Source organism: Bradyrhizobium sp. AUGA SZCCT0158 (assembly GCF_018130065.1).
In the GTDB taxonomy this organism is placed as follows: Bacteria; Pseudomonadota; Alphaproteobacteria; order Rhizobiales; family Xanthobacteraceae; genus Bradyrhizobium.
Genome location: NZ_JAFCME010000018.1, coordinates 26,420 through 52,024 on the forward strand (window position 1 = coordinate 26,420; position 25,605 = coordinate 52,024).

The window sequence follows — 25,605 nt, forward strand, 5'->3', positions numbered from 1 at the left end:
TCCCGCCTGATGCATAACCAACGGGGCATGGTGAGCGGACCTGCTTCCTCGCCAAGCTGCACCTCATTACCCTGCTTGACTAACATATATCCCGATGGTTATACGTTTATCCATAGCCAACGGGTTATCGATCCATGCCCAACGTTCACGACGTGCTGTTCAGAACCCTCGCCGATCCAACGCGGCGGGCGATCTTCGAGCGGCTGTGTCGCGACGGCGAGCAGACGGTCGGGGCCCTGACGGCGCACGCTGGCGTCTCGCAGCCGGCGGTCTCAAAGCATCTCGGCGTCCTGAAACAGGCCGGGCTGGTGCGCGACCGCCATGCAGGACGACAGACCCATTACAGCGCGCAGCTCGGCGCGCTTTCCCCGCTGATCGACTGGACCAGCCAGATGGCGGGCTTCTGGCAGAACCGGTTCGACGACCTCGAAGATCTCCTCAAAAGGATGGACCAATGAACACTGCGACCGAAACACGCTCCGTCGTCGTCGAACGCGAGATCCCGCATCCGCCGGAAAAAATCTGGCGCGCGCTGACACAACCGCATTTGATCGAGGAGTGGCTGATGAAGAACGACTTCAAACCGGTCGTGGGTCACAATTTCAATCTGCGCGGCGAGTGGGGCGGCGTGCTGGACTGCGAGGTTCTCGCCGTCGAGCCGAATAAAAAGCTGACCTACACCTGGAATTTCAAGCACGAACAAGCGGCCTACAATCTGTCGAGCGTCGTCGCCTGGACGCTTACGCCGACGCGCACCGGAACCCTGCTGCGCATGGAGCAGTCGGGCTTCCGGCCGGATCAGCCGCAGGCCTATGGCGGCGCCAAGGCGGGCTGGCAGGAGTTCTTTGCAAAGCTGGAACAGATGCTGGCGCGGGCTGAGTGAAGCCGCAGGCTAGAGCTGAGTGAACATTCAGGCACGTAACAAAGAGGAGATTCCATTGAACTGGAACGTCTGGATTCGACAGACCCACCGCTGGCTGTCCATTGCCTTTACGGTGACCGTCATCATCAACTTCATCGCCGTGGCAATGGGGACGCATGCCGACTGGCTGGGCTTCCTGGCGCTGCCACCGCTCTTCCTGCTCCTGTTCAGCGGCCTGTACTTGTTCGCGCTGCCCTATGCCACCAAGTGGCGTAGCGGTTGACGCAAGGGGCGGACATGAAGTCGAGCAAGACGTCGCGGAAACCGGCGAAGAAGGTCGCAAGGAAGGTCACAAAGAAAACCGTCGCCAAGCGGGTCGCCGCGAAGCCCAAGCTGCTGTCGGGCGGCAATCCGCAAATCGCGAAAGCCTATGGCGACGCGCCGGTGCAAGCCTACATCGCGGCCATGCCGGGCTGGAAAAGCGATGTCGGGCGCCGCCTCGACGCGCTCATCACGCGCACCTTCCCCGGCGTGTACAAGGCCGTCAAATGGAACTCGCCGCTATACGGTATCGAGGGCCAGGGCTGGTTCCTCGGCATCCATGTCTTCACGAGATACGTCAAGCTGGCGTTCTTCCGCGGCACGTCGCTGCGCCCCGTTCCTCCCGGCGTGTCCAAGCACAAGGAAGTGCGCTATCTCGACATCCACGAGGACGACGAACTCGACGAAGCCCAGCTTGCGGCCTGGGTGAAGCAGGCCAGCAAATTGCCCGGTGAGCGAATGTGAGCGAGGGACGAGCGATGAGCGGACACCAATTGAGCAGCCCGCGCGTAGTGACTAACGAAACGGAACGAGGGAAAATGACCGCGAAGAAAGCGACATCAACCAGGAAGATCAGCAAGAGTTCATCGAAGGAAGGAAATGAAGGCGATTCCCCTTCCCGGCTGATCGACATCAAGATCAAGGAACTGGGCGACTGGAGGGGCAAGACGCTCGCCGGTGTCCGCGCGCTGATCAAACAGGCCGTGCCTGATGTGGTCGAGGAGTTGAAGTGGCGCGGCGTTCCGGTCTGGTCGCACGACGGGATCATCTGCACCGGCGAGACCTACAAGAGCGCGGTCAAGCTGACCTTCGCCAAGGGCGCTTCGCTCAAGGACCCGTCAAAGCTGTTCAATTCCAGCCTCGAAGGCAACACCAGGCGCGCGATCGATATCCATGAAGGCGTTGAAATCAATGCGGATGCCTTTAAGACGCTGATCCGCGCCGCGGCGGCGCTGAACAGCTCAAAGAAAAAAGCCCGCTAGCCTGGTCCGGCTACACGCGCTCGCGGCTAGCTCAACGCCAACGCCGCGAACATTCCACCCAGAGTCAGCACCAGCCCGATGACGAGCATCGGGACGAGGCTGCTGCCGGAATACGGATCGGCCTGATCCTTGGCGGCTATCGCACGCGTCTGGTTGGTCATTGCAGGGCTCCTGTTTCGCTGCGCCGATATCTCTCGCCGGGTGCGAGCATGACGCCCTGCCCGCCGGCGATGCCGAGTTCAAGGCTTGCCGCGATCCGCTGCGCCCGTTCGACGAAATGGGCCGCGGCCACCGGCGGACAGAGTTCGCTCGCCGCAGCCTCGAACAGTTCGAGCCAGCGGTCGAAATGACCGGCGTCGACCGGCAGCGGCATATGCTTGACCATGGGCGTGCCGTGATAGCGGCCCGACATCAGCGCCACCGATGACCAGAACGCGCACATCTGCTGCAGATGCGGCTCCCAATCCGTGATGCGCGCCTCGAATACCGGCGCCAGCATCGGATCGCTGCGGACTTGTGCGTAGAAGCCCCGCACCAGCCGTTCGATCATGGCTTCCGTGATGCCGGTTCTTTCCATGATCTCGGCGGTGATCGCCTCACGCCGTTCTGCCCCTGTCATTCGCGGCTTTCCTTAAATAGGCAATTCAAATACCTATTTAGAGGGCTATAGATGCTCTGCCAAGTCACATTTTGAGGGCCTCCCATGCGCCTGACTTCGTTCACCGATTTTGCCCTGCGCGCCCTGATGCGGCTGGCGGGCGAGCCGGCGCGCTCGTTCGCCACCAGCGAGATCGCGGCCGAGTTCGGCATCTCGCGCAATCACCTCGCCAAGGTGGTGAGGGATCTCGCCGATGGCGGCTTCATTTCGACCCAACGCGGCGTCGGCGGCGGGTTCAGCCTGGCGCGGCCGCCGCAATCGATTACGCTCGGCGAAGTCGTGCGCGCGCTGGAAGGCGAAGCGCTGGTCGAGTGTTTTCGTGAGGATGGCGGTTGTTGCTCCCTGCTGCCGCGCTGCCGCCTGAAGGGAAAACTCGCCGCCGCGCGCGAAGCCTTCATGCGCGAACTCGACGGCACCACGCTGGCGGAATGCGCCTATCCCGCGCGATCCAAAGCGAGCCCGGCGCGAGGTGCGGCATGAAGCCGATCGAGTTTGCCAATGGCGAAGTGGAGATCGACGCGTCGATCGTCGCCGAAGGCCTCGGCATCGCGCTGCCGCGGCTCAAGGAAGGCATGCGCACAGGCACGATTACCAGCGTTTCCGAGCGCGGCGTCGATGCGGATCAGGGCCGGCATCGGCTGACGTTCTTCTCAGAGCATCGACGCTTTCGCGTCGTGGTCGACGCGTCGGGCGCGATCATTCAGCGCTCGGCGGTAGATTTTGGGGATTCGACGTTGCCGAGATCGCTGCGGAAGCCGGGCTGACGACCGAGACTCGGTAGGAGTTAGGTCGTCATTGCGAGAAGCGAAGCAATCCATAGCGCGACGAGCAAAGTATGGATTGCTTCGTCGCTCCGCTCCTCGCAATGACGAAAAAACCGACGGCAACGATTTACGCCGTCGCGCGACTTTCCCTGGCCTGCTGCGGCTTTGCCAGAATACCGGACTTTGTAGCGGGGGTCTTGCGGGCGTGTCCGTTCAGCGATTTGCCGTTCAAGGGCTTGCCGTGGAGTTTGGCGCCGTTCGTCGTGGCCCCATTCGCCTTGGCGCTATTCTTGGCGACCAGCTTCTGCTTGGCCTTTTCCTTGGCTTTTGCTTTGGCCTTGCGCGCACTGGCAGCCTTCGCCTTTTGCTTCTCGGCTTCCTTCAAGGCCTTCCGCTCCGCCTTGGCCTTGAGGCGTAGCTTCTCCGCCCTCGCCTCGGCGCGCTTCTTCTTGCGCTTCTTTTCGCAGGCCACGCATTTGCAGCCGATCGGCTTCAGATAGGCTTTGAAATAGTCGGTGCCGTAATCGTAGTTGATCTCCTCGCCCGGCTCGATGTTCTTGATGGCGCGGATGATGACCTTGCGCTTGCGCGGCTTGACGTCGGATTCCGCGTTCGGCTTGCAGGCATGGTTGATATAGCGGGCGACGTTGGCGCGCACCGAACCGTCGATGGTCCAGCGGTTGGTCAGCTCGAAAAGATATTTGTTCTCGATCGCGTCGTCTTTTTTCTTCTTCGAATCCAGCAGCGGCCCAAAATAGCGGACGATCTTGGCGCCCTTCTTGATCGGTTTGGTGGCGAAGAGGCCAAGCCCGGTTCGGGAGCGGCCGACGCGATAGGGTTTGTTCGCAGATACTGTAGCCATGACGATTGAATTACTGACACGCTGGTGAGTGAAAGGAATGGCGAAGCTGCTCTTCTAGGACGATTCCGCGGCCCTGTCAGGTATTTCGCAGGCTTTCGGTGAACCTTCCCCAGATTGCGGTCGTCTGAATGTCATGGTTCCCAGAAGCCTGATATGGCCGAGGGGACGACGTCGAGGGACGCCAAGGGATGAAACGTCTCCAATATCACCATTTGACGGCATTGGCCGGTGCGGCAGGCGCCGTGCTTGGCCTGCTTTCACCGGCAAATGCCCAGACATTCAGCAGCCTCTATACGTCCGCGGCGCCGAAGGATTGCCGCATGATCGGCAAGCCCAGCGAGCTCGACGGCAGCACGACGCGGGTATGCCCCGGCACGGCGGGTCTGGTGGTGCTGATCAGCGAAGGCGACTTGCGCGAAACCGTCTCGGTCGGCCGCAACCGCGCCGCGGCGGCTAGGGAGCCGGCCGCGCAAAGCTGGTTCGGCCCGTTCAACTCGACCACCAACACCGTCGAATGGCGGGCGGTGGACGGCAAGCCGTTCGCGATCATCCAGCGCTGGCACATCGCCGACAACAGCGATCCGGACAAGGAAGGCCGCCCCACCGCCAAGCCGATGCTGGCGGTGACCCGGCTGCCGCCCGGCGCCGTCTGCCACGTCGCCTATATCGACGCGCAGGCCAACCCAAATCCCAACGAGCTTGCCCGCAAGGCCGCCGACGAGCTCGCGCGCAGTTTTACGTGCGGCAAGGATGAAGTGAAGGTGATCGGCGAGACCGGCCGCGCCGCGAGCATGGCGAAGCGCTAGCGGATGAAGTCTGGCGCCCGGCGCCGCCGCCACGCGACCCCAGCGGCCTTCTCTCCATGGACGCGCCAGGGTTGCGGCGCCAAGTCGCGTGTGCCGGCGCTGTAAGACTACCGCAGGACCTCAAAAGCCGTTATGGTTCCCGACCAAAAGGGGGACGTGGATTTGTGGAAACGGGCATCCGACCCGGTTTGCCCTCAAAAAACACCCCTTCAATCGATTACGACACAGTCTGATTAGATCACGGTATGTGGTTTCCGATCATCGCCTGGATAGTGCTGTTCAGCGCTTGCGCGTTTTTTGCAGGCGCGACATTGGGACTCGATCCAGCCCAGATATCGGTTCAGCTTTCGGCGTTGCCAGGTCCCCAGCGGTTCGCGCTCGGCGCCATCATGTTGACCACTCTAGCGCTGATCGGCTCATCCGTCTGGCAGGCTTACGGCCTGGCGCGCCAGAACAAATTATTGCGGGAGCGCCTCAGGGGCCTGCGACAAGGGGTTGTGGCCGCGCATGATGCGCAAGCCGGATTCGACTCCTCGGTCCAGTCGCTCGCCAAGAGCGACCCCGAAGAAGCCATCGTATCGCTGCAGACGACGCTCGCGGACACTGAAAAACGGATCGCCGAACAGCAGAGTCGGTACCATTCCGTCGATCTCCACGAGCGGCTTGAAGAGATCCGGCGCCGCCAGCAGGCGCTTCGGGAGACGATCGGCGTCGTATCGGAAAAGCGGCGCGTTGCCGAGCCGGTATTCAGCGAATTGAAGGACCGGCTGCGTCAGCTTGAGCGGTGGCTCACTGAGCTCGAGGCCGACGACAACAAGAAAAATCTCGGCGATCGCGTCAACGAACTGGACCAAAGCGTATCCGCGATTCACAACCGTCATGGCATGCTGCAGCAGTCACTGGCGACACTCAACCGCTTCAAGGAAGAGCTGGCCAAGACCCACGCCGAGCTTGTTCCCGTCCGCACGCCGGAAACCGGGATCAACGCCCTCATCACCGAACTGCGCTCATCCGGCGACCAGTTGACCAGGATGCTGGATGAACTCGAATCCAGCGGAGACGAAAAGCTCAGTCTGCGGGTCGAGAGCCTTTCGAAGAACAAAGTCGAGATCGAGCAGCGGGTCGCGCACATTGATGATTGCTTCCATATTCTTGACGCCATTCGGCTGGACCTGGAAGAGCTCAGGGAGCGTCGGAAGCATCTGGAGCGCTCACTTGCGGCGATTGAGACGGATTCCAGCGGCGCCAGCCTGCTCGACCGCCAAAACGCGCTGAACGAATTCATCGTCGAATGCCGATTGCGCCTCAGGAACCTGCAGGATTTTTCGGCGACGCTGGGCCAGTTCAAGGAGGAATTGGCCACGTCGCAGGCCGGACTGGCGCCGTTGCAAGGGCCGGTCTACGGCATCGAGGCGTTGATCGCTGAAGTGAATATCGGTCACGCGATCCTGAGCAAGACGCTCGGCGAGATCGAACTGAAGGGTGATGAAGGGCTGGCCTCGCGCGTGGAAGCGATCGCCACCAACAAGACCGAGCTCGACGCGAGAATTTCCAGGATCTTCGAAGACTTTCAGAAGCTCGATTCAATGCGCAAGAACATCGGCGAGATGTTCACGAGCATCAGGGGCACCCTCAATCGGATAGGTTGAGGTCCCTCCGCGCCCCGGAGGGCGCGGCTTCCAGTACATCCAATCGGCCGCTTCTAGAACGCCTTTGCGGCGTCCGGCCGGTGCTTGTTCTTCGGCACGAAGCCGGAGCGCGTCGCTTCGCGCTGCTCGCGCACCCAGACCTCGCGGTTGGGGTGCAGGCCGCCGCCGCGGGTGGCCGGCACGGCAGAGAGCCGCGCGCGGTGCAACAGGCGGGTGTCGGCGACGCCGCAGTTCGGGTGCAGGCCGCCATTGGCCGCCACCACCTTGTCCCAGGCAGCCTTGCGCGCCTTCAGAACGGCAGGATCCGCCAGCGCCGTGCAGTTGAGTTCGTTCTTGTTGAGATCGGCGATGATCTCGTCGCCGTCCTCGACGAAGGCGATGGGGCCACCGAGGCCGGCTTCAGGGCCGACATGGCCGATGACGAGGCCGACCGATCCGCCGGAGAACCGCGCATCGGTCATCAGCGCCACCACGATGCCGCGCTCGCGGCACAGCGTCGTGATGCGCGAGGTGGGATCGAGCATTTCCGGCATGCCGGGCGCGCCGCTCGGACCCTCGTAGCGCACGATGATCATGTCGTTGTTCTGGAAAAGGTCGGGCGTCTTGTCGAGCGCCTCGAGCAGTCCCCGCTCGCCTTCGAACACGCGCGCTCTGCCGCGGAACAGATTGTCTTCCAGACCACCCTCGACGCCCGCCAGTTTCAGAATGGCGGAAAATTCCGGCGACAGATTGCCGCCGAGAACGCGCAGGCCCCCGGTCGGCTTGTAGGGCTTGGCAACGGTGTAGATGACCGTGCCGTCGGCGGGTTTGGTTTCGAGGCGCTTGACCTGTTCGGCCAGGGTTTCGCCGGTGCAGGTCATCACGTCGCCGTTGAGCAGTCCGGCTTCCAGCAGTTCGCGGACGATCACCTGCACGCCGCCGACGGCGTCGATGTCGACCATCGAATATCTGCCGTACGGCCGGGCGTCGGTGAGGACAGGCACGACGTATTGCGACAGATGGTTGAACTCGGCCGGCGTCATCACTTCCTTCCAGAAGTCGGCAAAGCCTGCGGCGCGCGCGATCTCCGGCGCATGCAGCGTGACGTTGGTGGAACCGCCGATGGCCATCGCGACGATCACGGCGTTGCGGATCGAGTCGCGCACCACGATGTCGCGCGGCTTGAGGCCCTTCGCGATCATCTGCGCGAGGTAGCCGACGAGCTGGTCCGGAAACTCCTTGAGGCGGCGGGGATCGTCGGACGGCGGCGCCACCATGTGCAGCGGCTGCATGCCGACGACGCCGATGAAGGTCTGCATGGTATTGTAGGTGAACATGCCGCCGCAGCTGCCGTAGCCGGGACAGGCATGGCAGGCGATGTGGTGGCGGTATTCCGCGTCGGGATTGCCGGCGACCTGGTAGGCGCTGACGATGTCGAGCTTCTCGCCGGTGTTCGGATCGGTGCCGGGATGGATCGCGCCGTCGGACATGATGATCGCGGGCTGATTGTGCTCGAGCAGCGCGGCCAGGGTGCCGACCGGCGGCTTGTCGCAGGCGACCACGGCGATGGTGCCGAGCAGCCCGGTGGCCTCCAGATGTTCGCACAGCGCGTCGTGCGTCACTTCGCGCCCGATCAGCGAGTAGCGCATTTCGCGCGTGCCGTTGCGGATGCCGTCCGAGGTCGCAATGGTGTATTCCGGCTGCACCAGGCGCAGCTTCATCTGGCCGGCGCCCTTGCCGACATGGCTCTTCAGGCTGGCATGGATCGCATCGACCTTCGCCATCACCCCCATGTAGCACTGGCTGTCGCCCTTGGTGCCGACCACGCCGACCGAGGGCTCGTGGATCAGGTCCGGATCGACGCCCAGTTCGCGCGCAATCCCGATGGTTTGGGCCGTGCGGCCGGGATGGCGGTCGATGAGGACGGGCTTCGAATTTGTCACAGCTAGTTCCTTCCCGGCGGGGCTCGTTCGGTCGATATTAGAAACGATTTAAGGCGCACCTTATAGAGCGCCGACCTCAGGGAAGTCACGCGGAAGTCACATGCCCGATAGCTGGTATGCTGCCACCTAGGCCCCCGGCGGCCGGGGCACGGACCCGCGCAGCATCGCGTCCAGCAGCTGGTCGGCCGACGTGCCCTCGGGCAACCGCTCCAGAATGCCCGTGAGCCGGCCGTCAAGCAGCAGCGTGGTAAAACCATGCACCAGCGACCACGCGCGCGCGATGGCGGCGGCCTGATCCAGCGACAACCCATCCTGTGGAATCTGCTCGTGCCGGCTGGCACCGACACCGCGGGTCAGCCCCGCGAACGCGGCATCGGAGGCCTCATGCAGCGAGGGGCGCGAATAATCCAGTCGTGCGCTGCGGAACATCACGCCGTACATGCCCGGATGCGCCTGCGCATAGGCGACGTAGGCTTTGGCGCTTGCCAGCCCCTTCATCATCGGATGCGTTTCGCTGTTGCCGGCGGCGACCATGGCCTCGTTGAACATCCGAAAGCCGATCGCCGCGAGTTCGCTGACGAGGCCGGTGAGATCGCCGAAATGATGGGTCGGTGCGGCATGTGACACGCCGGCTTCGCGCGCCACCGCGCGCAGCGTCAGCCCCGCCAGCCCGTCGCGTTCCAGCACCCGCTCTGCCGCCTGCAGCAGGGCCTCGCGCAGGTCGCCATGATGATAGGGCGTATCGCCCGCAGATTTGCGCCGCCGCACGGCGGGCCGTTCGGCAGCCGCCCTTGCCGGCTTGCGCGTCCGCGCGACGGTGCGGACCACTTTGTTTTCTCTCGACGTTTTTGCCATTTGAACCCCTTGCGAATCCTTATAGCCGCAATTTTTACACTGTAAAGATTTTGCTTGACGATGGCTGGCATGCCCTGTAGTCATATCTTTACGTTGTAAAGATCAAACCGGGAGGAAGCGACGATGCTCGATCAAGTGGCGACCAACGCGGCGCGGACCAATCTGGCGCCGATACCGATGGAATGCGACGCGCCGTTCCTGAAGGTCACCGGCGAATTGCCGCGCGAGCTCAACGGCACGCTCTATCGCAACGGCCCCAACCCGCAATTCGAGGCGCCCGGCGCCCACTGGTTCGTCGGCGACGGCATGCTGCACGCCTTCCATCTCGAGAACGGCCGCGCCAGCTATCGCAACCGCTGGGTCCGTACCCCGAAATGGCAGGCCGAGCATGATGCCGGCCGCGCACTGTTCGGCGGCTTCGGCCGCAAGCTGCCGGGCGCGCCCGCTGATGTCACCAATGACGGCGGCGTCGCCAACACCAACATCATCTTCCACGGCGGCCGCCTGCTCGCGCTGGAAGAAGGCCATATGCCGACCGAGATCGAGCCGGGTACCCTCGAGCGTATGGGCTATTGCGACTACAAGGGCGCGATCGCAGGCCCCTTTACGGCGCATCCCAAGATCGACCCCGTCACCGGCGAAATGGTGTTCTTCGGCTACAACGCCGCGGGCCCCTTGACCCCTGCTCTGTCGTTCGGATCGGTCAACGCGTCAGGCGTAGTGACGCGGTTCGATCGTTTTGAGTCGCCCTATGCCAGCATGGTGCACGACTTCATCGTCACCGAAAATCACATGCTGTTTCCGATCCTCCCCATCACCGGCAGCATGGAGCGGGCGATGCGCGGCAAGCCGCCTTACGCCTGGGAGCCGGAGAAAGGCGCCTATGTCGGCGTCATGAAGCGCACCGGTTCGGCGAAAGACATCGTCTGGTTCCGCGCCGAGAGCTGCTACGTGTTCCACGTCATGAACGCGTGGGAGGAAGGCGGCCGCATCATCGCCGACGTGATGCAGTTCGAGGAAGCGCCGCTGTTCACCCACCCCGACGGCTCGCCGACGGACCCCGAAAAATCGCGCGCACGCTATTGCCGCTGGACCTTCGATCTCTCCGGGAATACCGACCGCTTCACGCAAACCTATCTCGACGACCTCACCGGCGAATTCCCGCGCATCGACGATCGGCGCGCGGGCCTTGCCAGCAACCACGGCTGGTACGCCTGCGCCAATCCTGACCTGCCGATGTTCGGCGCGCTGTCCGGCATCGTGCATGTCAACGGCAAGGGCAATCGAAAAGGCAAATATCACCTGCCCGCCGGCGACACCATTTCCGAACCGGTTTTCGTCGAGCGCGGCGAAGACGCCGCCGAGGGCGACGGCTGGCTGCTATCAGCGGTCTGGCGCGCACGGGAAAACCGCAGCGACCTTGCGGTGTTCAACGCGCAAGATGTCGAAGCCGGACCGGTGGCGCTGGTGCATCTCGGGCATCGCGTGCCCGATGGTTTCCATGGCAATTGGGTGAGTACGACCTGAGAGTCTGACTCAAAAGCGATCAATGAAATAGCGCCCCATATCGAACGTCGTCATGCCCGGCCTTGTGCCGGGCATCCACGTCTTGGCTTCCATGAAGCAGGAAAGACGTGGATGGCCGGGACAAGCCATGACGAAAAGCGAATCATTTTCGGACAGTTAGGGAGCGCCCGAATGCTTTTTCGGTTAGACTCTGATTGAGATCGCGTCGTGTTCGACGATTGCGACAACATCAAGCTGCGCAACGCTGTTCGCTGCACAACCAATTGCAATTACTTATTGTTTTTTGATCCGACCACATTTATTTTTACACTGTAAAGATTTTCCTTGACGACTCCTCAGCCTGCCCCTAGGGTATCTTTACGATGTAAAGATAGCCCTGAGAGGCTGCCATGACGATCTTCCTGATTCTCGCCCCCTACGGCGCCTTCGCACTGCTGATGCTGGTGACTTCGGCCGATGTCGCCCTGTTCGGCGCCGCCGCGATCTGCCTCGCCGTGATTGCATACGACATGGCGCGCGGACGCTCGCTGAAGATCCTGGGCGTGGGCTCCGTCGTGGTCTTTACCGCGATCGGCGGCTACGTCACCGAGATCGATCCCGACCTCAGCGTCTCCGGCGTCAAGCTCGCGGTCGATGCCGGAATGTTCCTGGTCACGCTGGGCTCGATCGTGGCCGGCAAACCCTTCACGCTGCAATATGCGCTTGAGGTGGTCGACGCCGAAACCGCGAAACTGCCCGGCTTCATCAAGGCAAACTACATCATCACCTGGGCATGGACCGGCGCGATGCTGCTGATGATGGCCGGCAATGCCGCGCTGATCTATGTGCCGGGCCTGCCGCTGTGGGCGGGACTGCTGGTCGCATGTGCCGCGCGCAACAGCGCGGTCTATTTCACCAAATGGTATCCCGAATACCGCAAGGCGAAGTACGCCCGCCAGCGCCTTGCCTGAGACACACCAAGATATCGATCTCTCCGAGCCACCGCATTCAACAGAAGGCAGCGCGATGAAAGACGTATTCGCAAGATTAGGCGCCGACTTTTTCTCCACCATCGTGTTCATCGCGATCTATCTCGCGACCGATAACGTGTTGCTGGCGACCGGCGTCGCGATCGCAGGCGCCATCGGCCAGGTGATCTACTCCCGCATCAAGGGCAAGGAACTCGGCTACATGACCTGGGCCAGCCTCGGGCTCGTGATCGTGCTCGGCGGCGCCACGCTCTTGACCCACGATCCGCGCTTCGTTCTAGCGAAACCCGCGATCGGGCATTTTGCAATCGGCGTCATCATGCTCAAGCGCGGCTGGATGCTGCGCTATATGCCGCCGATCGTGACCCAGACCATTCCGGAATATGTCACCGCCGCAGGCTACGTCTGGGCCGGGCTGTGCTTCGTGCTCGCCGCCGGCACCATCGGCGTCGCGATGACCGGCGACATGAAGCTGTGGACGTTCTATGTGACCGTCGTCCTGATCGGGGCCAAGATTGCTCTGTTCGCCGTGCAATATGTCGCGTTCCGCGTCCTGGTCGGCAGCCGCATCCGCGCGGCCGCCCGCGCGTAATACGGTAAAACAACAGGGTTGGGCTTGCGCGGCAAGATGGGTTATACCGCCGCCGGGAGAACTCAGAACCATTCCGGTTGCTGGGAAATGTATTGGGGAGACCAAGATGGCCGTGGACGGAAACTGGGATATCGTCATGACCACGCCGATGGGCGAGCGCAAGGCGACGCTGACGTTGAAGAATTCCGGTGGCACGCTGACGGGCACGCAAGGCGCCGACGGCAATTCCGGCGAAATCTTCGACGGCACCGCCAATGGCGACGACGTCGCCTGGAAGATCTCCATCACCAACCCGATGCCGCTGACGCTCGCCTTCACCGGAAAAGTTTCCGGCGACAGCATGTCCGGCGAAATGGGTATCGGCCCGATGGGAAGCTTTCCGTTCACGGGCACCCGGGCCGCCTGATACCGAGGGAGCGGCTTCGCTCCCTCGCTGTTCGATCCATGCAAAAGACTGCACTGCTTTCAATCGCCGTCGTCGCCTCCCTGGTGACGGCGGCGATCGCACAATCCGCGCCCGAGCCCGAGCCGGCATGGCGCGCCAGCGCGCTGGCGCTGGTGCCGGCGGGCTTTATCGCCGGCGAAGCTTACCGCACCGCTGATATGACCGGATACCTCGTGGTCTATCCGGCAAACGCAAACGACCCCAAGTCCCCTGCCAGCGTGTTCGCGGCACGCCAGGTGCTTGTCGTGAGGCTCGACAAGGACGGGCGCGCGCTGTCCGCGGAATTGAAGCCGCGCAGCGACGCCACGCGGGGCAACCGCGACACCACGATGACCGATCCCGACGGTCAGGAAAGCGAGTTCGCAAAATCGCACGCCGAACTCGCGGCCAAGCGCGCGAAGCTGCCTGATGGTGCCGAGCCCTGCAATCTCGGCGCCTGGTCGGAAGATCGCGATCCAAAAGGCCTCAACGTCCGCACCGAGCCGTCGGTGAAATCGCGCGTGCTCGGCACGCTGCCGCCGCCCTATCGCCTGAAGATGGGTGGTAGTGAGAACACGCCCGAAGACGGCTGGCTGACCGAATTCCGCATCATCGGCTTCAAGGACGGCTGGTGGGGCCTCGTCGAAAGCCAGGACGGCGTGCGCGGCTGGTGGCGCAGCCTGTGCTCCAACCAGGTGACGAATTGCAGTTGAGGCAGCTCAGTTAAAACCAAATTTGCATCGGCAAGTCGTGCGCGTCCTGCCGCGGCGATCCGACGCTGCCTGCAGGTTCGCGCGCGGCAATCGCCACGGCGCAGGCGTCCAGCACATCGTCACGCTTCGCGCCGGTGCCGATCCGCGCCTTGCTGAGCCATTGGTCGATATCGCCGAGCCCGCTTCGTTTGAGCAACATCCGACGATGCGAATCTCCTTCCTCGGATTTCTTCGACGGCAAGGGTTTGTTTGCGTTCAACCGCAGAAACACCAATTCGGGATGAACCTCGCGGACATCAAGCGCGCGATGCGCACGCAGGAACGCATCTACCTCCATGATCTTCGGTCCGAGATGCCAGAGCTGGCGCGACACGCGCTTCTGGCCGCGCCGCAGGCATTCCCTGTTCGCTTCGTCGGGATTGTCGAAGTCTTGCCAAATCCAGCGCCGCGCGCCCGTGAAAACGCGCGAGGTGTGCGGGCGCAATTTATCGCGGGCAAGCAGATCGCACGCGCGCTCGCCGTCATCGGCCATGCCGATGGGGATGTCGATCCCCGCCCGATCGAACGGGCGAGACAACGCTTCCGAGACATCGCGATGGAAGGAAATTTCGTGTCTGCCGCCTTCAAGACGCACGGCGACCCAGCCGTTGCTGAATCCATCAAGGCCGACGGCACTGCAGCTCCCGCCCGCGCTCACTTCGGCCGGCTTGGCACGATCGCAATCGGATTGAAGGTGTAGACCGCCTCACCCTTTTGATTGTAGGCGGTCCATTTCACGCGGGCGACGCCGTGCGGTTTTGAGCGCGAGGGCGTCAGCTCCACCACCTCACCTTCAAGGTGAATGGTGTCGCCGGGCCGCACCGGCTTCAGCCAGCGCAGATCGTCGACGCCGGCGCCAAGCAGCGGATGCGGCCCGAACGGCTTTGAGTTGGCGGCGAGCCGCATCGCGATCGCGGCCGTATGCCACCCGGACGCGGCAAGGCCGCCGAGGATGGACTTCTTCGCCGCTTCCTCGTCGAGGTGGAACGGCTGAGGGTCATACTCCTGGGCGAAGCGGATGATATCTTCCTTCGACACCACAGCGGTGTCGGTCTTGAAGCGCATACCGACCTTCAGGTCGTCGAACCACTCGACCATGCTGCCCTCGATGCTCTTGAATGACGCGCCCTCACCCCAAATTCAATTCCTTGAAGAAGTCATTGCCCTTGTCGTCGATGATGATGAAGGCCGGGAAATCCACCACCTCGATGCGCCAGATCGCTTCCATGCCAAGTTCGGGATATTCCACCACCTCGACCTTCTTGATGCAGTGCTCGGCGAGGTTTGCCGCGGCGCCGCCGATCGAGCCGAGATAGAAGCCGCCGTGTTTCTTGCAGGCCTCGCGCACCGCGACCGCGCGGTTGCCCTTGGCGACCATCACCATCGATCCGCCAGCCGCCTGGAACTGGTCGACGAAGGAATCCATGCGTCCCGCGGTGGTCGGCCCGAAGGCGCCGGACGCGTAGCCGTCCGGCGTCTTGGCGGGACCGGCGTAATACACCGGATGGTTCTTGAAATAATCCGGCAGCGGCTCGCCCTTCTCCAGCCGCTCGCGCAACTTGGCGTGGGCGGAATCGCGCGCGACGATCATGGTGCCGGTCATCGAGACCCGCGTCTTGATCGGATGCTTTGAAAGCGTCGCCAGAATATCCTTCATCGGCTGGTTGAGATCGATTTTTACCACCTCGCCGCCGAGCGCCTGCTCGACCGCCGGCAAATATTGCGCGGGGTTGTGCTCAAGCTCCTCGAGATAGACGCCGTCTTTCGTAATCTTGCCGAGCACCTGGCGGTCGGCCGAACAGGACACGCCGAGACCGATGGGCAGCGACGCGCCGTGACGCGGCATCCGGATCACGCGCACGTCGTGGCAGAAATACTTGCCGCCGAACTGCGCGCCGACGCCGAGCGATTGCGTCATCTTCAAAATCTCCTGCTCCATCTCCAGATCGCGGAAGGCGTTGCCATCGGCCGATCCATGGGTGGGCAGCGCATCGAGATAGCGCGCGGACGCCAGCTTCACCGTCTTCATGCAAAGCTCGGCCGAGGTGCCGCCGATCACGATCGCCAGATGATAGGGCGGGCACGCGGCGGTGCCGAGGGTCAGCACCTTCTCCTTCAGGAACGCCAGCAGGCGATCCTTGGTCAGCACCGACGGCGTCGCCTGGAACAGAAAACTCTTGTTGGCGGAACCGCCGCCCTTGGCCATGAACATGAACTTGTAGGCCAAGTCTATTTCTGAAGAGCCGCCCTCGGCGTAGATCTCGCACTGCGCCGGCATGTTGTTGGCGGTGTTCTTTTCCTCATACATCGAGATCGGCGCCACCTGCGAATAGCGCAGGTTACGGCGCAAATAGGCGTCGCGCGCGCCTTCCGAGAGCGCGGCCTCGTCGTCGCCATCGGTGATCACGCGGGCGCCCTTCTTGCCCATGATGATCGCGGTGCCGGTGTCCTGGCACATCGGCAGCACGCCGCCGGCGGCGATGTTGGCATTCTTCAGGAAATCGAACGCCACGAACTTGTCGTTGTCGCTGGCTTCCTTGTCCTCGAGGATGTTGGCCAGCTGCTTCAGATGGCCGGGGCGCAGATAATGATTGATGTCGCCGAAGGCGGCCTCGGACAGCGCCCGCAGCGCCTCGCGCGAGACCACCAGCATGTCCTTGCCAAGCACCTTCTCGACCCGCACGCCATCCGTCGTGATCTTCTTGTAGGGCGTGGTGTCCGCGCCCAGCGGAAACAGCGGCGTGTGCTTGTAGGGCGGAACGGGCTTTTGGTCGGGGAAAGCGGTCGGGGCGTTCATGGCTGGCTCGCAAGGTTTTTGGGGGCGGAAGCGTCCACGGGACACCCCGGCATTTGAACCGTTCTAAGGACTTTTGACACAAAAGGAAGGTTCCCGAATGGCCATCAGCAATCGAAATCGAGAATGACGACTGTTCCCACCGCAGTGTCGACCGAGACAGTGGCCGCCCTTCCCCCGGTCCCGCCGGCTGCTAGCCTGTCCGGCCTCAGCATCGCCCTGATCATCATCGCGGTGCTCGAACTCCTCGACGGCATTTCGGTGGCATGGGGGATCTTCGGTGATCCTGAAATCGAGGTGGCAGCCATCAGCGCCGCTGCCAGCGCAATCCACCCGTTGCTGGCGCTGGCGGCCTTGGTATTCGCCGCCTTCGGGCGCGTGCGGCCTGCGATTGTCATGCTCGGCGCTGTCATCATCGTGACCTGGCTGAAATACATGCCAACCGTGATGTCGTCAGGATTAGACGCGGTCGGCCTCGGCGCGATCTGGTCGCCTGCGCAGATCATCGCGTTTCCGCTAGTGGCTGTCTGTGCGATCGGCCTTGCAGCGCGCGACCGTCGCCTGCTCGTTGCGACCGCACTGGTGAGCCTTCCCACTTTGTTCAACATCGCCGCCATCATTGCGATTGTCATCGGCCTCGCCATGCGCGGGACCTGATGCACAACGCCGGCAAGATGAAGGGGAAACCGATGACAACGGCCGAGATGCGCGCGCCTGCCCCGGCGGCCGGGACCGCGCCTGCCACGTCAGCGCCGCGCCGGATCGGCCTGCGCGTCGCGCTGTCTGTGATCGCGCTGCTGGAGCTCTCCTGGGGCATGTCGAGCGCGCCGACGCTGCTGGAGGATATGTCGAAAATCCCGGGTCACGGTATCGGCGCGGCCATCGTCAAGCTGCACCTTGCCGTCCATCCGGTGCTGGCGCTGTCGGCGCTGCTGTTCGCGGCCATCGGTTACGTGCGCCACGCGGTCATGGCGCTCGGCGCGGTCATGCTCATGACCTGGCTGAGCTACATGCCCTCGGTGATCAGGCACGGGCTCGCTTTCAACGGCCCTTACGCGGCGCTGGAAACATCAGTGCAAATCATCCTGTTCCCGCTGGTGGCCGCCTTTGCCATCGCCTGTGCGGCGCGCGACCAGCGGCTCGGGGCCGCCACGGCGCTGGTCAGCACGCCGACCCTGCTCAACCTGTTCACCACGATGGCGTTCTTTATCGCAATGACTACGCGCGGCTTCTGATTGACATTCGAATAGGCCTCTTGCAGGAAGCTGCCGCGCAAGCTTCAATGGGGCCCAGAGGGGCATTTACGAATGATACCACGACGACACTTTCGCCGATCGGTCCTGCTCGCAGGCGCGCTGGCGCTGGCCGCTTTCTCAACCTCGCCGGCCCGCGCCGACCGCTGCGACGACGTCGCCAAGCAGCTCGCCGGCCAGATCGACGGGGTCAAGGTCAACTTCAAGGCCCGCAACATCGTCTATCTGACGCATCCCGCCACCAAGGAATTTTCGATCGGCTGCCGCGGCCAGAATTACTCGCTTGAGCTCTTTGCCAAGACCGACCGGAAATTCAAACCGGAATTCCTTGCACTGGTCGCCAACGCCGGCGCGCTCGTCTTCACCATTCCAAAGCCCGATGTCGTGACCGGCTCGACGCGCTGCATGAAGCGGATGGGCATCCTGCGCGGCGACAAGGTCTCGATGCGCTTCCGCCGGCTCAACATGGAATGCACGCGGACCAAGACCGAGGCCTCGATTGCGGTCACCCGCGGCAAGGACGAGTAGCGGCGCCCCTTCGGGAATCCGCTGCGTTCTAATGAATTTTCGAGCGCCCCGTTCACCATTAGGCGGGATCGCCGGCCGGGATTCACACATCGTTCGCTTCAATGCCTCCAGTGTCGGAGGCAACGAAAAGGATGATGCCGATGGATATCTCTGCTGTGTCCGCGCCGGTGCAGATCAAGCCGCCTGAAGCCAGCGCGCCCAAAACTGATCTAAAGCTCACGGAAGTGAAGCCCGCCGACGTACAAAACGGCGCCGCCGCCGACGGCACGCGCCTGCCCAAGCCGACGCTGCTTGCCGCCCTGCCGCCCGGACAGGGAACGCGGGTCGACCAGCTCGCTTAGAGCCTGCTCGCCCTGGCCTTGTCGGGCCAAACGCCGCAAGTTTGCCGAAAAATCGCGCGATCATGATGCCCCAGCAATGGGGATACCGCATGATCGCGAAGCTGTTGCTGCAGAACGCTTTGTTCGTCGTCGGGATGGGGGCGCTGCTGTTTGCCTCCGCCGGCACGCTGCATTGGCCCGGCGCGTGGGCATGCCTTGCGACCTCGGCGGTGCTCGGCCCGGCCTGCGGCCTGTGGCTTGCGAAAACCGATCCCGCGCTGCTCTCCGAACGGATGCGGCTGACGGCACGCGAGGAACAGCCGGCCGCCGACAAGAAATTTATGCTGGTGTTCGCCGCCACGGGGTTGATCTGGTTCGTCGCGATGGGGCTGGACCGGCGCATGCAGGCCTCGGATGTCCCCCTGGCCCTGCAGGTGCTGGGCCTTGTCATGTACCTGCTCTCGACCGGCTTCATCATGTGGGTGTTTCGCGAAAACTCGTTCGCGGCCCCCGTGATCAAGGTACAGGCCGCGCGCGGCCATCATGTGATCTCGACGGGGCCCTACGCCTTCGTCCGTCATCCCATGTACAGCGGCATCATGCTGTTTTTCATCGGCGTGCCGCTGCTGCTGGGATCCTGGTGGGGCGTGGCGCTGGCGCCGCTGTTCGCCATCCTGTTTGCGGTACGCGCCCGTATTGAGGAACGCACGCTGATCGCGGGCCTGCCGGGATATGCTGACTACGCCGCCCGCGTGCGCTATCGTCTGGTTCCGGGAATCTGGTGAGGGACACATGCCTGAAAGCAAGACCTACACGGGCGGCTGCCATTGCGGCCAGGTTCGGTTCGAATGCACGACCGACCTCGCAATGGTGACCGCCTGCAATTGTTCGATCTGCACCAAGAAGGGCCTGCATATCACCTTCCTGGATCCGAAGAGCTTTCACCTCCGCGCCGGCGAGGACAATTTGCGCGAATATCTCTTCAACAAGCACGCGATCCGCCACCAGCTCTGCATCGATTGCGGCGTCCACGTCTTTGCGCGCGGCACCAGGCCCGACGGCAGCGACGTGGTGGCGCTCAATGTGAGCTGCATCGACGGCATCGAGCTATCGAAGCTGACGATGACGCCGGTGGACGGGCGGAGCAGGTGACGGCTATGAACACCGTCATGGCCTGACATAGCCGTCTGAAGGACGGCGTCGCTTCCGCTCGCCTATCCCCGGCCATCCACGTCTTTCGCTCAGATCAAAAAGAAAGACGTGGATGCCCGGGTCAAGCCCGGGCATGACGAGACCTGCGCCTCTCACACATCCAGCGCCTTGTAGCGCCGGAATATCCCGTCCTCGTTGAACGCGATCCGCCGCTCGCTGGCGAGATAGGCCTTGATGTTCGGCCGCGCGGCCACGCGGTCATGCAGCTCGACCAGGGCGGGAATGTTCTTTTCAAACGCTTTCATGCGCTTGGGAAAGGCGTAGCGCAGCCCCTCCACGATCTGGAACAGCGACAGGTCGACATAGGTCAGGCGCCGGCCGGTGACGTAGCCGCCGCCACCCGCGGCCAGCAACCCCTCGAAATAATCCAGATATTTCGGCACCCGTGACTTCCAGAATTCGGCGGTGCGCTTTTTGGCCGGCGCCTTCTGCTCCTCGTAATAGAGCGACGGACCAAGCGGATGATGGGTGTCGTGAACTTCCAGCACAAAATCCGTAATCGTGAGCTGCAACTGGTGCACCCACAGTCTTGCCGCTTCCGCCTTCGGCGCCAGCCCATGGCGCGCGCCGAGATAGAGCAGGATGTTGGCGGTCTGGCCGATCACGAGGTTTCCCGCTTTCAGGAACGGCGGCGCAAACGGCGGCGTGCCCTTTGCCGTCTCCATCATCTTCATCATCGTGCTGGTGCCGTTGCCGCTTCGCGCCACGTCGGTATAGGCCGCGCCGGCTTCTTCCAGTGCAAGCCGGACGTATTCGCCGCGGCCCTGAATATGTGGCCAGTAATACAGTTGATAGCGCATCGACGGCATCTCCAAGGACCTGTAGCAAGGACCTGTAGCAAGAACCCTGCTTGCAGCCATAACACATCAATCCGTATTTCGTTCGTCGCAATGCCGGCCGGTCCTGACGCCCGTCGCCACACAACTGCGTTTCGCACGGCCTGAATTCTCCACAGGTGCGAATCTGTCCGAAGGCGGGAGGCCGTGTTAGGTTCTTGCTGGGTGCCGGATTCCTCAACACGAAGGAGCATGGGATGGCGGATAACAAGAAGAAGCGCGGCGGTGCCGATGCCGCGCTGATCGCAATGAGCGAGGCTTACGAAGTCGCCTATTGGTCGAAGAAATTGAAGATCACGCCGGCCCAGCTGAAAGCCGCCGTCAAGAAGGTCGGCCACTCAGCCAGGAAAGTGGAAGCCTATATCGGGGAGCAGAAGCACAAGGCCGCCGACCGCGCCCTGATCGCCATCAGCCAGCCCCACGAAGTCCGCTACTGGTCGAAGAAATTCAAGGTCACCCCGGCGAAACTGAAGGCTGCCGTCGCTGCCGCCGGGCATTCGTCGAGAAACGTCGGCGCCTATCTGGCCAAGAAGAAAACGACCAAGAAGAAAGCCGCCAAAAAGACCGTCAAGAAGACCGTCAAAAAGGCAGCGAAAAAGAAAACGGCCAAAAAGAAGAGCGCCAGGAAGGCGTCAAAGAAAAAGTAAAAGAAAAAGGCCGCCTGAAAGGCGGCCTCAAAGCCGGGCATAGCTTTCTTCGAGCATCAGCGCCGCGATCGCGCAGGCCCGTCGCCGGACAGGGCGACGGTGTCAGGGAATCGCGGCTGGCGTGAGGCTCAATAGCCGCAGGTGGCGCAGCGCGGCGCGACCGGCGCATAATAGGCACGGGCCGGCGCAACCATTTCAACGCGCTGCTGGACGGCGTATCGCGGGGCTATCCGTTCATAGTGGACGCGGCCGGGCGAGACCATCACGGTCTTCGGCACCATCACAGTGCGATAGCGCGCCGGGGTGCGATACGCGGTGACGCGGCCGGGCGAAACCATCACGGTTTCCTGCACGGTGCGGTACTCCGCTGGGATCACCTGCTGCACGTATTGCGGACCGCAGCAGGGCTGCGGCTGGTAGCACGAATAGCAGCCAGCCGACGCGGCGGTCGGAGCGACAATGGCGGCGAGCGCGGTGGCGAAGGCGGCGGCAATAACGCGAGACATGACAATACCTGCTGGCTTGAAGAAAATTCGTGAAGTTGCACGCAACTTCGTCCGTTTGAATGATCTAGCCGAGCAACACCAAGCGTCAACTTGAAAAGAATATTTACCTTGACGAACATCGCTAACGCTTCCTGAACGAGGCGATCCGGGCTTGCATCCTTCGAGACGCCGCGCAAGCGCGCGGCTCCTCAGGATGAGGTCCACTAGCTCAGGATGAAATCTCAGCTCCTCAAGGTGAGGAGCGCGTCTTCGCGCGTCTCCGGACGATGCTGGGCATCGCCGGACGAACCATGAGGCCACCGAACCGAACAATGTCTCAGCCGCGCACGCTCGCATAATCCCAGCCGATCCAGGCGCAGAGCGCGCGGCCCATCACGTCGTCCAGATCGGCGCCCTTCAACCACGGCAGCTCCTCGGTGAAGAACGTGACGCATTGCCGGTAGCTGCACGGCATCCGCGTGATGTCGGTGCCCCAGAACATCCGCTTCGGCCCATAGGCATCGAAGATGCGGTGCAGCCCGTCATGGATGTTGCGGAACGGATAGGGCTCGGTCGAATAATGCGGCGCACCGGTCGCCTTGACCGCGACGTTCGGCAGTTGCGCGAGCGCCACCAGTTCATCGAGATGGACGAACGCCTCGGCGTCCCGTCCGTGCCGGTTCAGGCCGCAATGATCCAGGATCATCTTCAGGCCGGGATGGCATTCGGCGATCTCGCGAAACTTCGGCAGGAACAATCCGCCCATCATCGCCAGCGGCAGCCCCTCCTGTTCGGCCGCGGGCCACAGCCAGTCGAGCGAGCCGTCGTAGAGCCATTTCTGGTGCGCTTCCAGCAGCAGCGGCCAGCGCAGGCCCATCATGCCGGGCTGCGCGCGCCAGCCGTGGACCAGCTTGCGGTTGTCAGGATCTTCGAGCGGAAAATTGCCCATGATGGCAAAGCGGTCTGGATAAGTCCGGGCCGCCTCGATCGCCAGCGCGTTGGAATCGGGATCCCAGCCGGCCGGCGGATGGATGAGCGCGGCGTCCACCCCTGCCTCGTCCATCTCGGCCAAGACTTCCTCGGCCGTGAATTTTTCGACTTTGCGGTGCAGGCCGGAGGTCGGCGTCACGGTTTGCGACCAGATATGAACCTGCGCGTCGATGATCTTCATGGACTCGTTCCGTCATTCCGGAATGGTGCACAAGCACCGTATCTCAGATGCGCATCGCGCATCGGGGAATCCCAGGATTCCCCGCCGCGACAATCGTTATTCCGGATCCATACCGGCAAAGCAAAAGGCGCCGCGGAATCAACCGCGGCGCCTTCAATCTTTTAGCGTTCAGCAGAAGATCAGTTGGTCTGCTGGATCGCCGAGAGTTCCCAATGTCCGCCGGCTTGCCGGGCGAAGGTCCAGACTTCCGTGGCCTCGATCGGGGTTTCGCTGCCCGAGACCAGACGATTGGTGCCGCGCTCCAGGGTCTTGTCGACCAGCGAGAAGCGCATCGCGACGCTCGCGTAATCGGTTTGGCCTTCGCGCCAGGCTTCTGCGAGGTCGCCCTGCAGCAGCTTGACGTCGGACACCTTGTTAAGGTCGTTGTTGGCCTTGTTCTGCTCGAGGTCCTTGGTGAAGTACGACACCATCTCGGGCGTTGCGAGCGTATGCAGTTTCGCGACGTCCTCGTTCGACCACGCGGCCTGGACTTCGCCAAGCAGCCGTTCGAACGCCTCGTAGTCGGAAGGCCCGATCTCAAGCGGCGCGGGGGCGCTCGATCCCAGACCAAAGCCCATTCCTGAGCCGAAGCCGGTCTGCGGCGGGGCTGAACCCGCGGCCGGTCCGGCAGCGGAATTGGCATAGGCGGTCGCCGGGGTATGGCGGCGCTGCCACCACGACATTGCCAGCTTGACCACGATCAGGATCAGGCCGATCTGCAGGATCAGGCCGATGATCGACGCAATCCCGCCGAGGCCGCCGAGCAGCCCGCCACCGGACAGCATGCCGAACAAGCCGGCGCCGAGGAAGCCTGCGGCGAGACCGCCCATCATCATGCCCATACCGGGCCGGCTGAAGAAGCCGCCCTTGGCTGCCCCTGCGGCGGCCCCAGCGGCCGCCGGTGCGCCCGGCTGGCTGAAGGTACGGTTCATGGGCTGCGCCGCATTGGGCGCCGTGGTGGTGCTGGGCGGAGCCGAATAGGTCTTCGACCCCCGCGAACCGGAGCTGTTGCCGCCGCCCACCCGGGCGTCAGCCGCCGTGATGGCCATCGCGGCGGGAACCGCCAGCGACAGGACGATGGCGAAGGCCCGAACAATTCCGCGCGTGCGTTGCGTGAAATTCATATCTGTTTCCTCAATTCCCCGGCATGGGGAAGCAGCCCCTAAGATGGGCAGAGCTGCTTAAAAGTGAAGCCGTAAACGGGAACAAGCGCTGCGGCCCTCAGTCGCGGGGATGTGACGATTAGGCCGGTTGTGGGTTTGAACCCGTTGGAATTCAGAAGTTTTCCGCGCTGACCTGGCGAGTCGGATGAGGATCGGCGGCGGTCGGTCCAAGGGCCGGTCCAAGAATCGGCCCGAGGATGCTTAACGCCACCTCACCGACCGGCGATGGATGCGATGTTTCGACGGCCACGAGGGCCTGATCCATGGTGTGGGCCCCGAGCTCGCACATGGCCTGGGTCGCGACATCGCCGCGGCGAACACATTCCCTGGCCAGAAATTCGAATTGCGCCCGCGCCTGGCGCAGGGTCTCTTTCGGCACGACCGCACTGTTTTCCCCGGGCGCAGAATCCCGGGGCGCTGAATCCCGCTCTTGCGGTTGAACCGGAGGCGAGCCGACTTGGGCTTCCGCGCGCGGGTCGGTGGCGGCCACGCCGAGCTGGCTGATCCGGTCAAAGGCGGACCGAAGCTCCTCCCGCTTGGCCTCGAGCGCCTCGATCCTTTGCTGCAGCTCCTCGTGTTCGTTGGCGGTCGCGACGCGGATCGTCGCAAGTTCGTCCTCGCGTGATCGCAGCCTGGATTGCCAATCGTCACGCTCACGATCAAACGCAAGTCTGAACTCGGCCATGACGGCCTCGCTCTGCGACAGCTTTGCCGAGAGCTCGTCGCGCTCGCGCAGATGCTCGCTGCGCTGCTGCTCGATTTGCTTGATGCTCGCTTCCAGGCTTGCCTTCAGCGCGACACGCTCCTGATCGAAGCTCGTACCAAGCTCGGCCAGGGCGGATTCATGCGCCTGCGATTTCGTCGCGGCCTCCTCCTGTGCACTCTTCAAGGTTTCCTGCGCTCGCTTCAGCGTGTCGCCGAGTTCGAGCAGCTCGGCCTCCCGCCCCTGCAGCGTCGTCTTGAGCGTATCGCGCTCGGTGATGATGAAACTGGAAAGCTTTACGTGCCTCTCGACGTCATGCCGAAGGCTTTCGCATTCGGTTTCCAGCTCGTCGTTCTGGTGGCTCACGGTTTCGTACTTGTAGCGCCACAGCTGTTCCTCATCGAAGGCGCCGGTAACGCGCGCCATCAGGCCGTCGATCAGATCGGCCGCACGCAGCAGATTTTCGGCGTTTTGCCCGTTGGACATCATGTCGGCGAAACGGCGCAGAA

General features: G+C 62.9%; 34 protein-coding genes. 21 read left to right on the top strand and 13 right to left on the bottom strand.

What is annotated here, in order from left to right:
• The first annotated feature begins 134 nt into the window (after window positions 1-134).
• The 5 genes from JQ574_RS24135 to JQ574_RS24155 all read left to right on the top strand — a co-directional run bounded on the left by JQ574_RS24135 (window position 135) and on the right by JQ574_RS24155 (window position 2,166).
• A complete protein-coding gene (locus JQ574_RS24135) occupies window positions 135-458 on the top strand; it encodes a helix-turn-helix transcriptional regulator (protein WP_212204428.1) in 324 nt (107 codons plus the stop codon).
• Window positions 455-883 (top strand): SRPBCC domain-containing protein, encoded by a 429-nt coding sequence (locus JQ574_RS24140; RefSeq protein ID WP_212204427.1) that lies wholly within the window; start codon window positions 455-457, stop codon window positions 881-883. Before JQ574_RS24135 ends, JQ574_RS24140 begins: the two co-directional genes overlap by 4 nt.
• A 55-nt stretch (window positions 884-938) precedes the next feature.
• Window positions 939-1,145, top strand: coding sequence for a hypothetical protein (locus tag JQ574_RS24145; protein WP_212383957.1), 207 nt, complete (start codon window positions 939-941; stop codon window positions 1,143-1,145).
• Window positions 1,146-1,159: 14 nt separating this feature from the next.
• Window positions 1,160-1,648 carry a DUF1801 domain-containing protein gene (locus JQ574_RS24150; protein WP_212273261.1) on the top strand — a complete coding sequence of 163 codons (489 nt, stop codon included), beginning with the start codon at window positions 1,160-1,162 and terminating at the stop codon, window positions 1,646-1,648.
• Window positions 1,649-1,722: 74 nt separating this feature from the next.
• Complete coding sequence (locus tag JQ574_RS24155; protein ID WP_212204425.1) at window positions 1,723-2,166, top strand: DUF1801 domain-containing protein; 444 nt, start codon at window positions 1,723-1,725, stop codon at window positions 2,164-2,166.
• Window positions 2,167-2,192: 26 nt separating this feature from the next.
• On the opposite strand, the gene JQ574_RS35560 is transcribed toward JQ574_RS24155, so the two are convergent.
• Both JQ574_RS35560 and JQ574_RS24160 read right to left on the bottom strand, forming a co-directional pair.
• A complete protein-coding gene (locus JQ574_RS35560) occupies window positions 2,193-2,327 on the bottom strand; it encodes a hypothetical protein (protein ID WP_283813770.1) in 135 nt (44 codons plus the stop codon).
• On the bottom strand, window positions 2,324-2,785 hold the full coding sequence (locus JQ574_RS24160) for a group III truncated hemoglobin (protein WP_212204424.1): 462 nt from the start codon (window positions 2,783-2,785) through the stop codon (window positions 2,324-2,326). The genes JQ574_RS35560 and JQ574_RS24160 overlap by 4 nt, the downstream gene beginning before the upstream one ends.
• Window positions 2,786-2,869: 84 nt before the next feature.
• Between JQ574_RS24160 and JQ574_RS24165 the strand changes: the two genes are divergently transcribed.
• Together JQ574_RS24165 and JQ574_RS24170 are read left to right on the top strand one after the other, a co-directional pair.
• On the top strand, window positions 2,870-3,304 hold the full coding sequence (locus JQ574_RS24165; protein ID WP_212204423.1) for an Rrf2 family transcriptional regulator: 435 nt from the start codon (window positions 2,870-2,872) through the stop codon (window positions 3,302-3,304).
• Window positions 3,301-3,588, top strand: a complete 288-nt coding sequence (locus tag JQ574_RS24170; protein WP_212204422.1) for a DUF6522 family protein — start codon at window positions 3,301-3,303, stop codon at window positions 3,586-3,588. The genes JQ574_RS24165 and JQ574_RS24170 overlap by 4 nt, the downstream gene beginning before the upstream one ends.
• Before the next feature lie 127 nt (window positions 3,589-3,715).
• Here the strand turns inward: JQ574_RS24170 and JQ574_RS24175 are convergent, their stop codons facing one another.
• Complete coding sequence (locus JQ574_RS24175) at window positions 3,716-4,450, bottom strand: SET domain-containing protein (RefSeq protein WP_212204421.1); 735 nt, start codon at window positions 4,448-4,450, stop codon at window positions 3,716-3,718.
• A gap of 188 nt (window positions 4,451-4,638) precedes the next feature.
• Between JQ574_RS24175 and JQ574_RS24180 the strand changes: the two genes are divergently transcribed.
• Together JQ574_RS24180 and JQ574_RS24185 are read left to right on the top strand one after the other, a co-directional pair.
• Window positions 4,639-5,256 (top strand): hypothetical protein, encoded by a 618-nt coding sequence (locus tag JQ574_RS24180; RefSeq protein ID WP_249119553.1) that lies wholly within the window; start codon window positions 4,639-4,641, stop codon window positions 5,254-5,256.
• A gap of 461 nt (window positions 5,257-5,717) precedes the next feature.
• On the top strand, window positions 5,718-6,905 hold the full coding sequence (locus JQ574_RS24185; RefSeq protein WP_249119554.1) for a hypothetical protein: 1,188 nt from the start codon (window positions 5,718-5,720) through the stop codon (window positions 6,903-6,905).
• A gap of 53 nt (window positions 6,906-6,958) precedes the next feature.
• On the opposite strand, the gene JQ574_RS24190 is transcribed toward JQ574_RS24185, so the two are convergent.
• Both JQ574_RS24190 and JQ574_RS24195 read right to left on the bottom strand, forming a co-directional pair.
• The gene (locus tag JQ574_RS24190) at window positions 6,959-8,827 is read right to left on the bottom strand and encodes a dihydroxy-acid dehydratase (protein WP_212204417.1); all 1,869 of its coding nucleotides are present in this window, start codon (window positions 8,825-8,827) and stop codon (window positions 6,959-6,961) included.
• A gap of 126 nt (window positions 8,828-8,953) precedes the next feature.
• Window positions 8,954-9,682, bottom strand: a complete 729-nt coding sequence (locus JQ574_RS24195) for a TetR/AcrR family transcriptional regulator (protein ID WP_212204415.1) — start codon at window positions 9,680-9,682, stop codon at window positions 8,954-8,956.
• 123 nt (window positions 9,683-9,805) lie between these two features.
• Here JQ574_RS24195 and JQ574_RS24200 point away from each other — a divergent pair, with 123 nt between their 5' ends.
• From JQ574_RS24200 to JQ574_RS24220, 5 genes are all read left to right on the top strand, one after another.
• Window positions 9,806-11,209 carry a carotenoid oxygenase family protein gene (locus JQ574_RS24200; RefSeq protein WP_212204413.1) on the top strand — a complete coding sequence of 468 codons (1,404 nt, stop codon included), beginning with the start codon at window positions 9,806-9,808 and terminating at the stop codon, window positions 11,207-11,209.
• A gap of 389 nt (window positions 11,210-11,598) precedes the next feature.
• Window positions 11,599-12,159, top strand: a complete 561-nt coding sequence (locus tag JQ574_RS24205; protein WP_212204411.1) for a hypothetical protein — start codon at window positions 11,599-11,601, stop codon at window positions 12,157-12,159.
• 55 nt (window positions 12,160-12,214) lie between these two features.
• The gene (locus JQ574_RS24210) at window positions 12,215-12,769 is read left to right on the top strand and encodes an inner membrane-spanning protein YciB (RefSeq protein ID WP_212204409.1); all 555 of its coding nucleotides are present in this window, start codon (window positions 12,215-12,217) and stop codon (window positions 12,767-12,769) included.
• A 106-nt stretch (window positions 12,770-12,875) separates the two neighbouring features.
• Window positions 12,876-13,175 carry a hypothetical protein gene (locus JQ574_RS24215; protein WP_212204407.1) on the top strand — a complete coding sequence of 100 codons (300 nt, stop codon included), beginning with the start codon at window positions 12,876-12,878 and terminating at the stop codon, window positions 13,173-13,175.
• Window positions 13,176-13,213: 38 nt separating this feature from the next.
• Window positions 13,214-13,906: an SH3 domain-containing protein gene (locus tag JQ574_RS24220; RefSeq protein ID WP_212383958.1), complete on the top strand. Its 693-nt coding sequence runs from the start codon at window positions 13,214-13,216 to the stop codon at window positions 13,904-13,906.
• 10 nt (window positions 13,907-13,916) lie between these two features.
• On the opposite strand, the gene JQ574_RS24225 is transcribed toward JQ574_RS24220, so the two are convergent.
• From JQ574_RS24225 to JQ574_RS24235, 3 genes are read right to left on the bottom strand one after another with little or no spacing between them, the layout of a single operon-like run.
• The gene (locus tag JQ574_RS24225) at window positions 13,917-14,603 is read right to left on the bottom strand and encodes a DUF429 domain-containing protein (protein ID WP_212204403.1); all 687 of its coding nucleotides are present in this window, start codon (window positions 14,601-14,603) and stop codon (window positions 13,917-13,919) included.
• Complete coding sequence (locus tag JQ574_RS24230) at window positions 14,600-15,043, bottom strand: MaoC family dehydratase (RefSeq protein ID WP_212204401.1); 444 nt, start codon at window positions 15,041-15,043, stop codon at window positions 14,600-14,602. The genes JQ574_RS24225 and JQ574_RS24230 overlap by 4 nt, the downstream gene beginning before the upstream one ends.
• A gap of 31 nt (window positions 15,044-15,074) precedes the next feature.
• A complete protein-coding gene (locus tag JQ574_RS24235) occupies window positions 15,075-16,742 on the bottom strand; it encodes a fumarate hydratase (RefSeq protein WP_212204385.1) in 1,668 nt (555 codons plus the stop codon).
• Window positions 16,743-16,865: 123 nt separating this feature from the next.
• On the opposite strand from JQ574_RS24235, the gene JQ574_RS24240 reads away from it, so the two are divergent.
• The 6 genes from JQ574_RS24240 (at window position 16,866) to JQ574_RS24265 (ending at window position 19,992) form a co-directional block, all read left to right on the top strand.
• On the top strand, window positions 16,866-17,396 hold the full coding sequence (locus JQ574_RS24240) for a hypothetical protein (protein ID WP_212383959.1): 531 nt from the start codon (window positions 16,866-16,868) through the stop codon (window positions 17,394-17,396).
• Window positions 17,397-17,428: 32 nt separating this feature from the next.
• Window positions 17,429-17,974 carry a hypothetical protein gene (locus JQ574_RS24245; protein WP_249119555.1) on the top strand — a complete coding sequence of 182 codons (546 nt, stop codon included), beginning with the start codon at window positions 17,429-17,431 and terminating at the stop codon, window positions 17,972-17,974.
• Window positions 17,975-18,046: 72 nt separating this feature from the next.
• Complete coding sequence (locus JQ574_RS24250) at window positions 18,047-18,520, top strand: hypothetical protein (protein WP_212204383.1); 474 nt, start codon at window positions 18,047-18,049, stop codon at window positions 18,518-18,520.
• A gap of 140 nt (window positions 18,521-18,660) precedes the next feature.
• Window positions 18,661-18,861: a hypothetical protein gene (locus JQ574_RS24255; protein ID WP_212204382.1), complete on the top strand. Its 201-nt coding sequence runs from the start codon at window positions 18,661-18,663 to the stop codon at window positions 18,859-18,861.
• An 89-nt stretch (window positions 18,862-18,950) separates the two neighbouring features.
• The gene (locus JQ574_RS24260; RefSeq protein WP_212204381.1) at window positions 18,951-19,625 is read left to right on the top strand and encodes an isoprenylcysteine carboxylmethyltransferase family protein; all 675 of its coding nucleotides are present in this window, start codon (window positions 18,951-18,953) and stop codon (window positions 19,623-19,625) included.
• A gap of 7 nt (window positions 19,626-19,632) precedes the next feature.
• Window positions 19,633-19,992: a GFA family protein gene (locus JQ574_RS24265; protein ID WP_212204380.1), complete on the top strand. Its 360-nt coding sequence runs from the start codon at window positions 19,633-19,635 to the stop codon at window positions 19,990-19,992.
• A 152-nt stretch (window positions 19,993-20,144) separates the two neighbouring features.
• Here the strand turns inward: JQ574_RS24265 and JQ574_RS24270 are convergent, their stop codons facing one another.
• Window positions 20,145-20,852: a glutathione S-transferase gene (locus tag JQ574_RS24270; RefSeq protein WP_212204379.1), complete on the bottom strand. Its 708-nt coding sequence runs from the start codon at window positions 20,850-20,852 to the stop codon at window positions 20,145-20,147.
• Between the two features lie 233 nt (window positions 20,853-21,085).
• Here JQ574_RS24270 and JQ574_RS24275 point away from each other — a divergent pair, with 233 nt between their 5' ends.
• The gene (locus tag JQ574_RS24275; RefSeq protein ID WP_212204377.1) at window positions 21,086-21,535 is read left to right on the top strand and encodes a DUF3606 domain-containing protein; all 450 of its coding nucleotides are present in this window, start codon (window positions 21,086-21,088) and stop codon (window positions 21,533-21,535) included.
• A gap of 128 nt (window positions 21,536-21,663) precedes the next feature.
• On the opposite strand, the gene JQ574_RS24280 is transcribed toward JQ574_RS24275, so the two are convergent.
• The 4 genes from JQ574_RS24280 to JQ574_RS24295 form a co-directional block, all read right to left on the bottom strand.
• Window positions 21,664-22,041: a hypothetical protein gene (locus JQ574_RS24280; RefSeq protein ID WP_212204375.1), complete on the bottom strand. Its 378-nt coding sequence runs from the start codon at window positions 22,039-22,041 to the stop codon at window positions 21,664-21,666.
• 316 nt (window positions 22,042-22,357) lie between these two features.
• Window positions 22,358-23,191: an amidohydrolase gene (locus tag JQ574_RS24285; RefSeq protein WP_212204374.1), complete on the bottom strand. Its 834-nt coding sequence runs from the start codon at window positions 23,189-23,191 to the stop codon at window positions 22,358-22,360.
• 179 nt (window positions 23,192-23,370) lie between these two features.
• Complete coding sequence (locus tag JQ574_RS24290) at window positions 23,371-24,354, bottom strand: Tim44-like domain-containing protein (protein WP_212204373.1); 984 nt, start codon at window positions 24,352-24,354, stop codon at window positions 23,371-23,373.
• 151 nt (window positions 24,355-24,505) lie between these two features.
• The gene (locus JQ574_RS24295; protein ID WP_212204372.1) at window positions 24,506-25,522 is read right to left on the bottom strand and encodes a hypothetical protein; all 1,017 of its coding nucleotides are present in this window, start codon (window positions 25,520-25,522) and stop codon (window positions 24,506-24,508) included.
• Window positions 25,523-25,605: the final 83 nt, after the last annotated feature.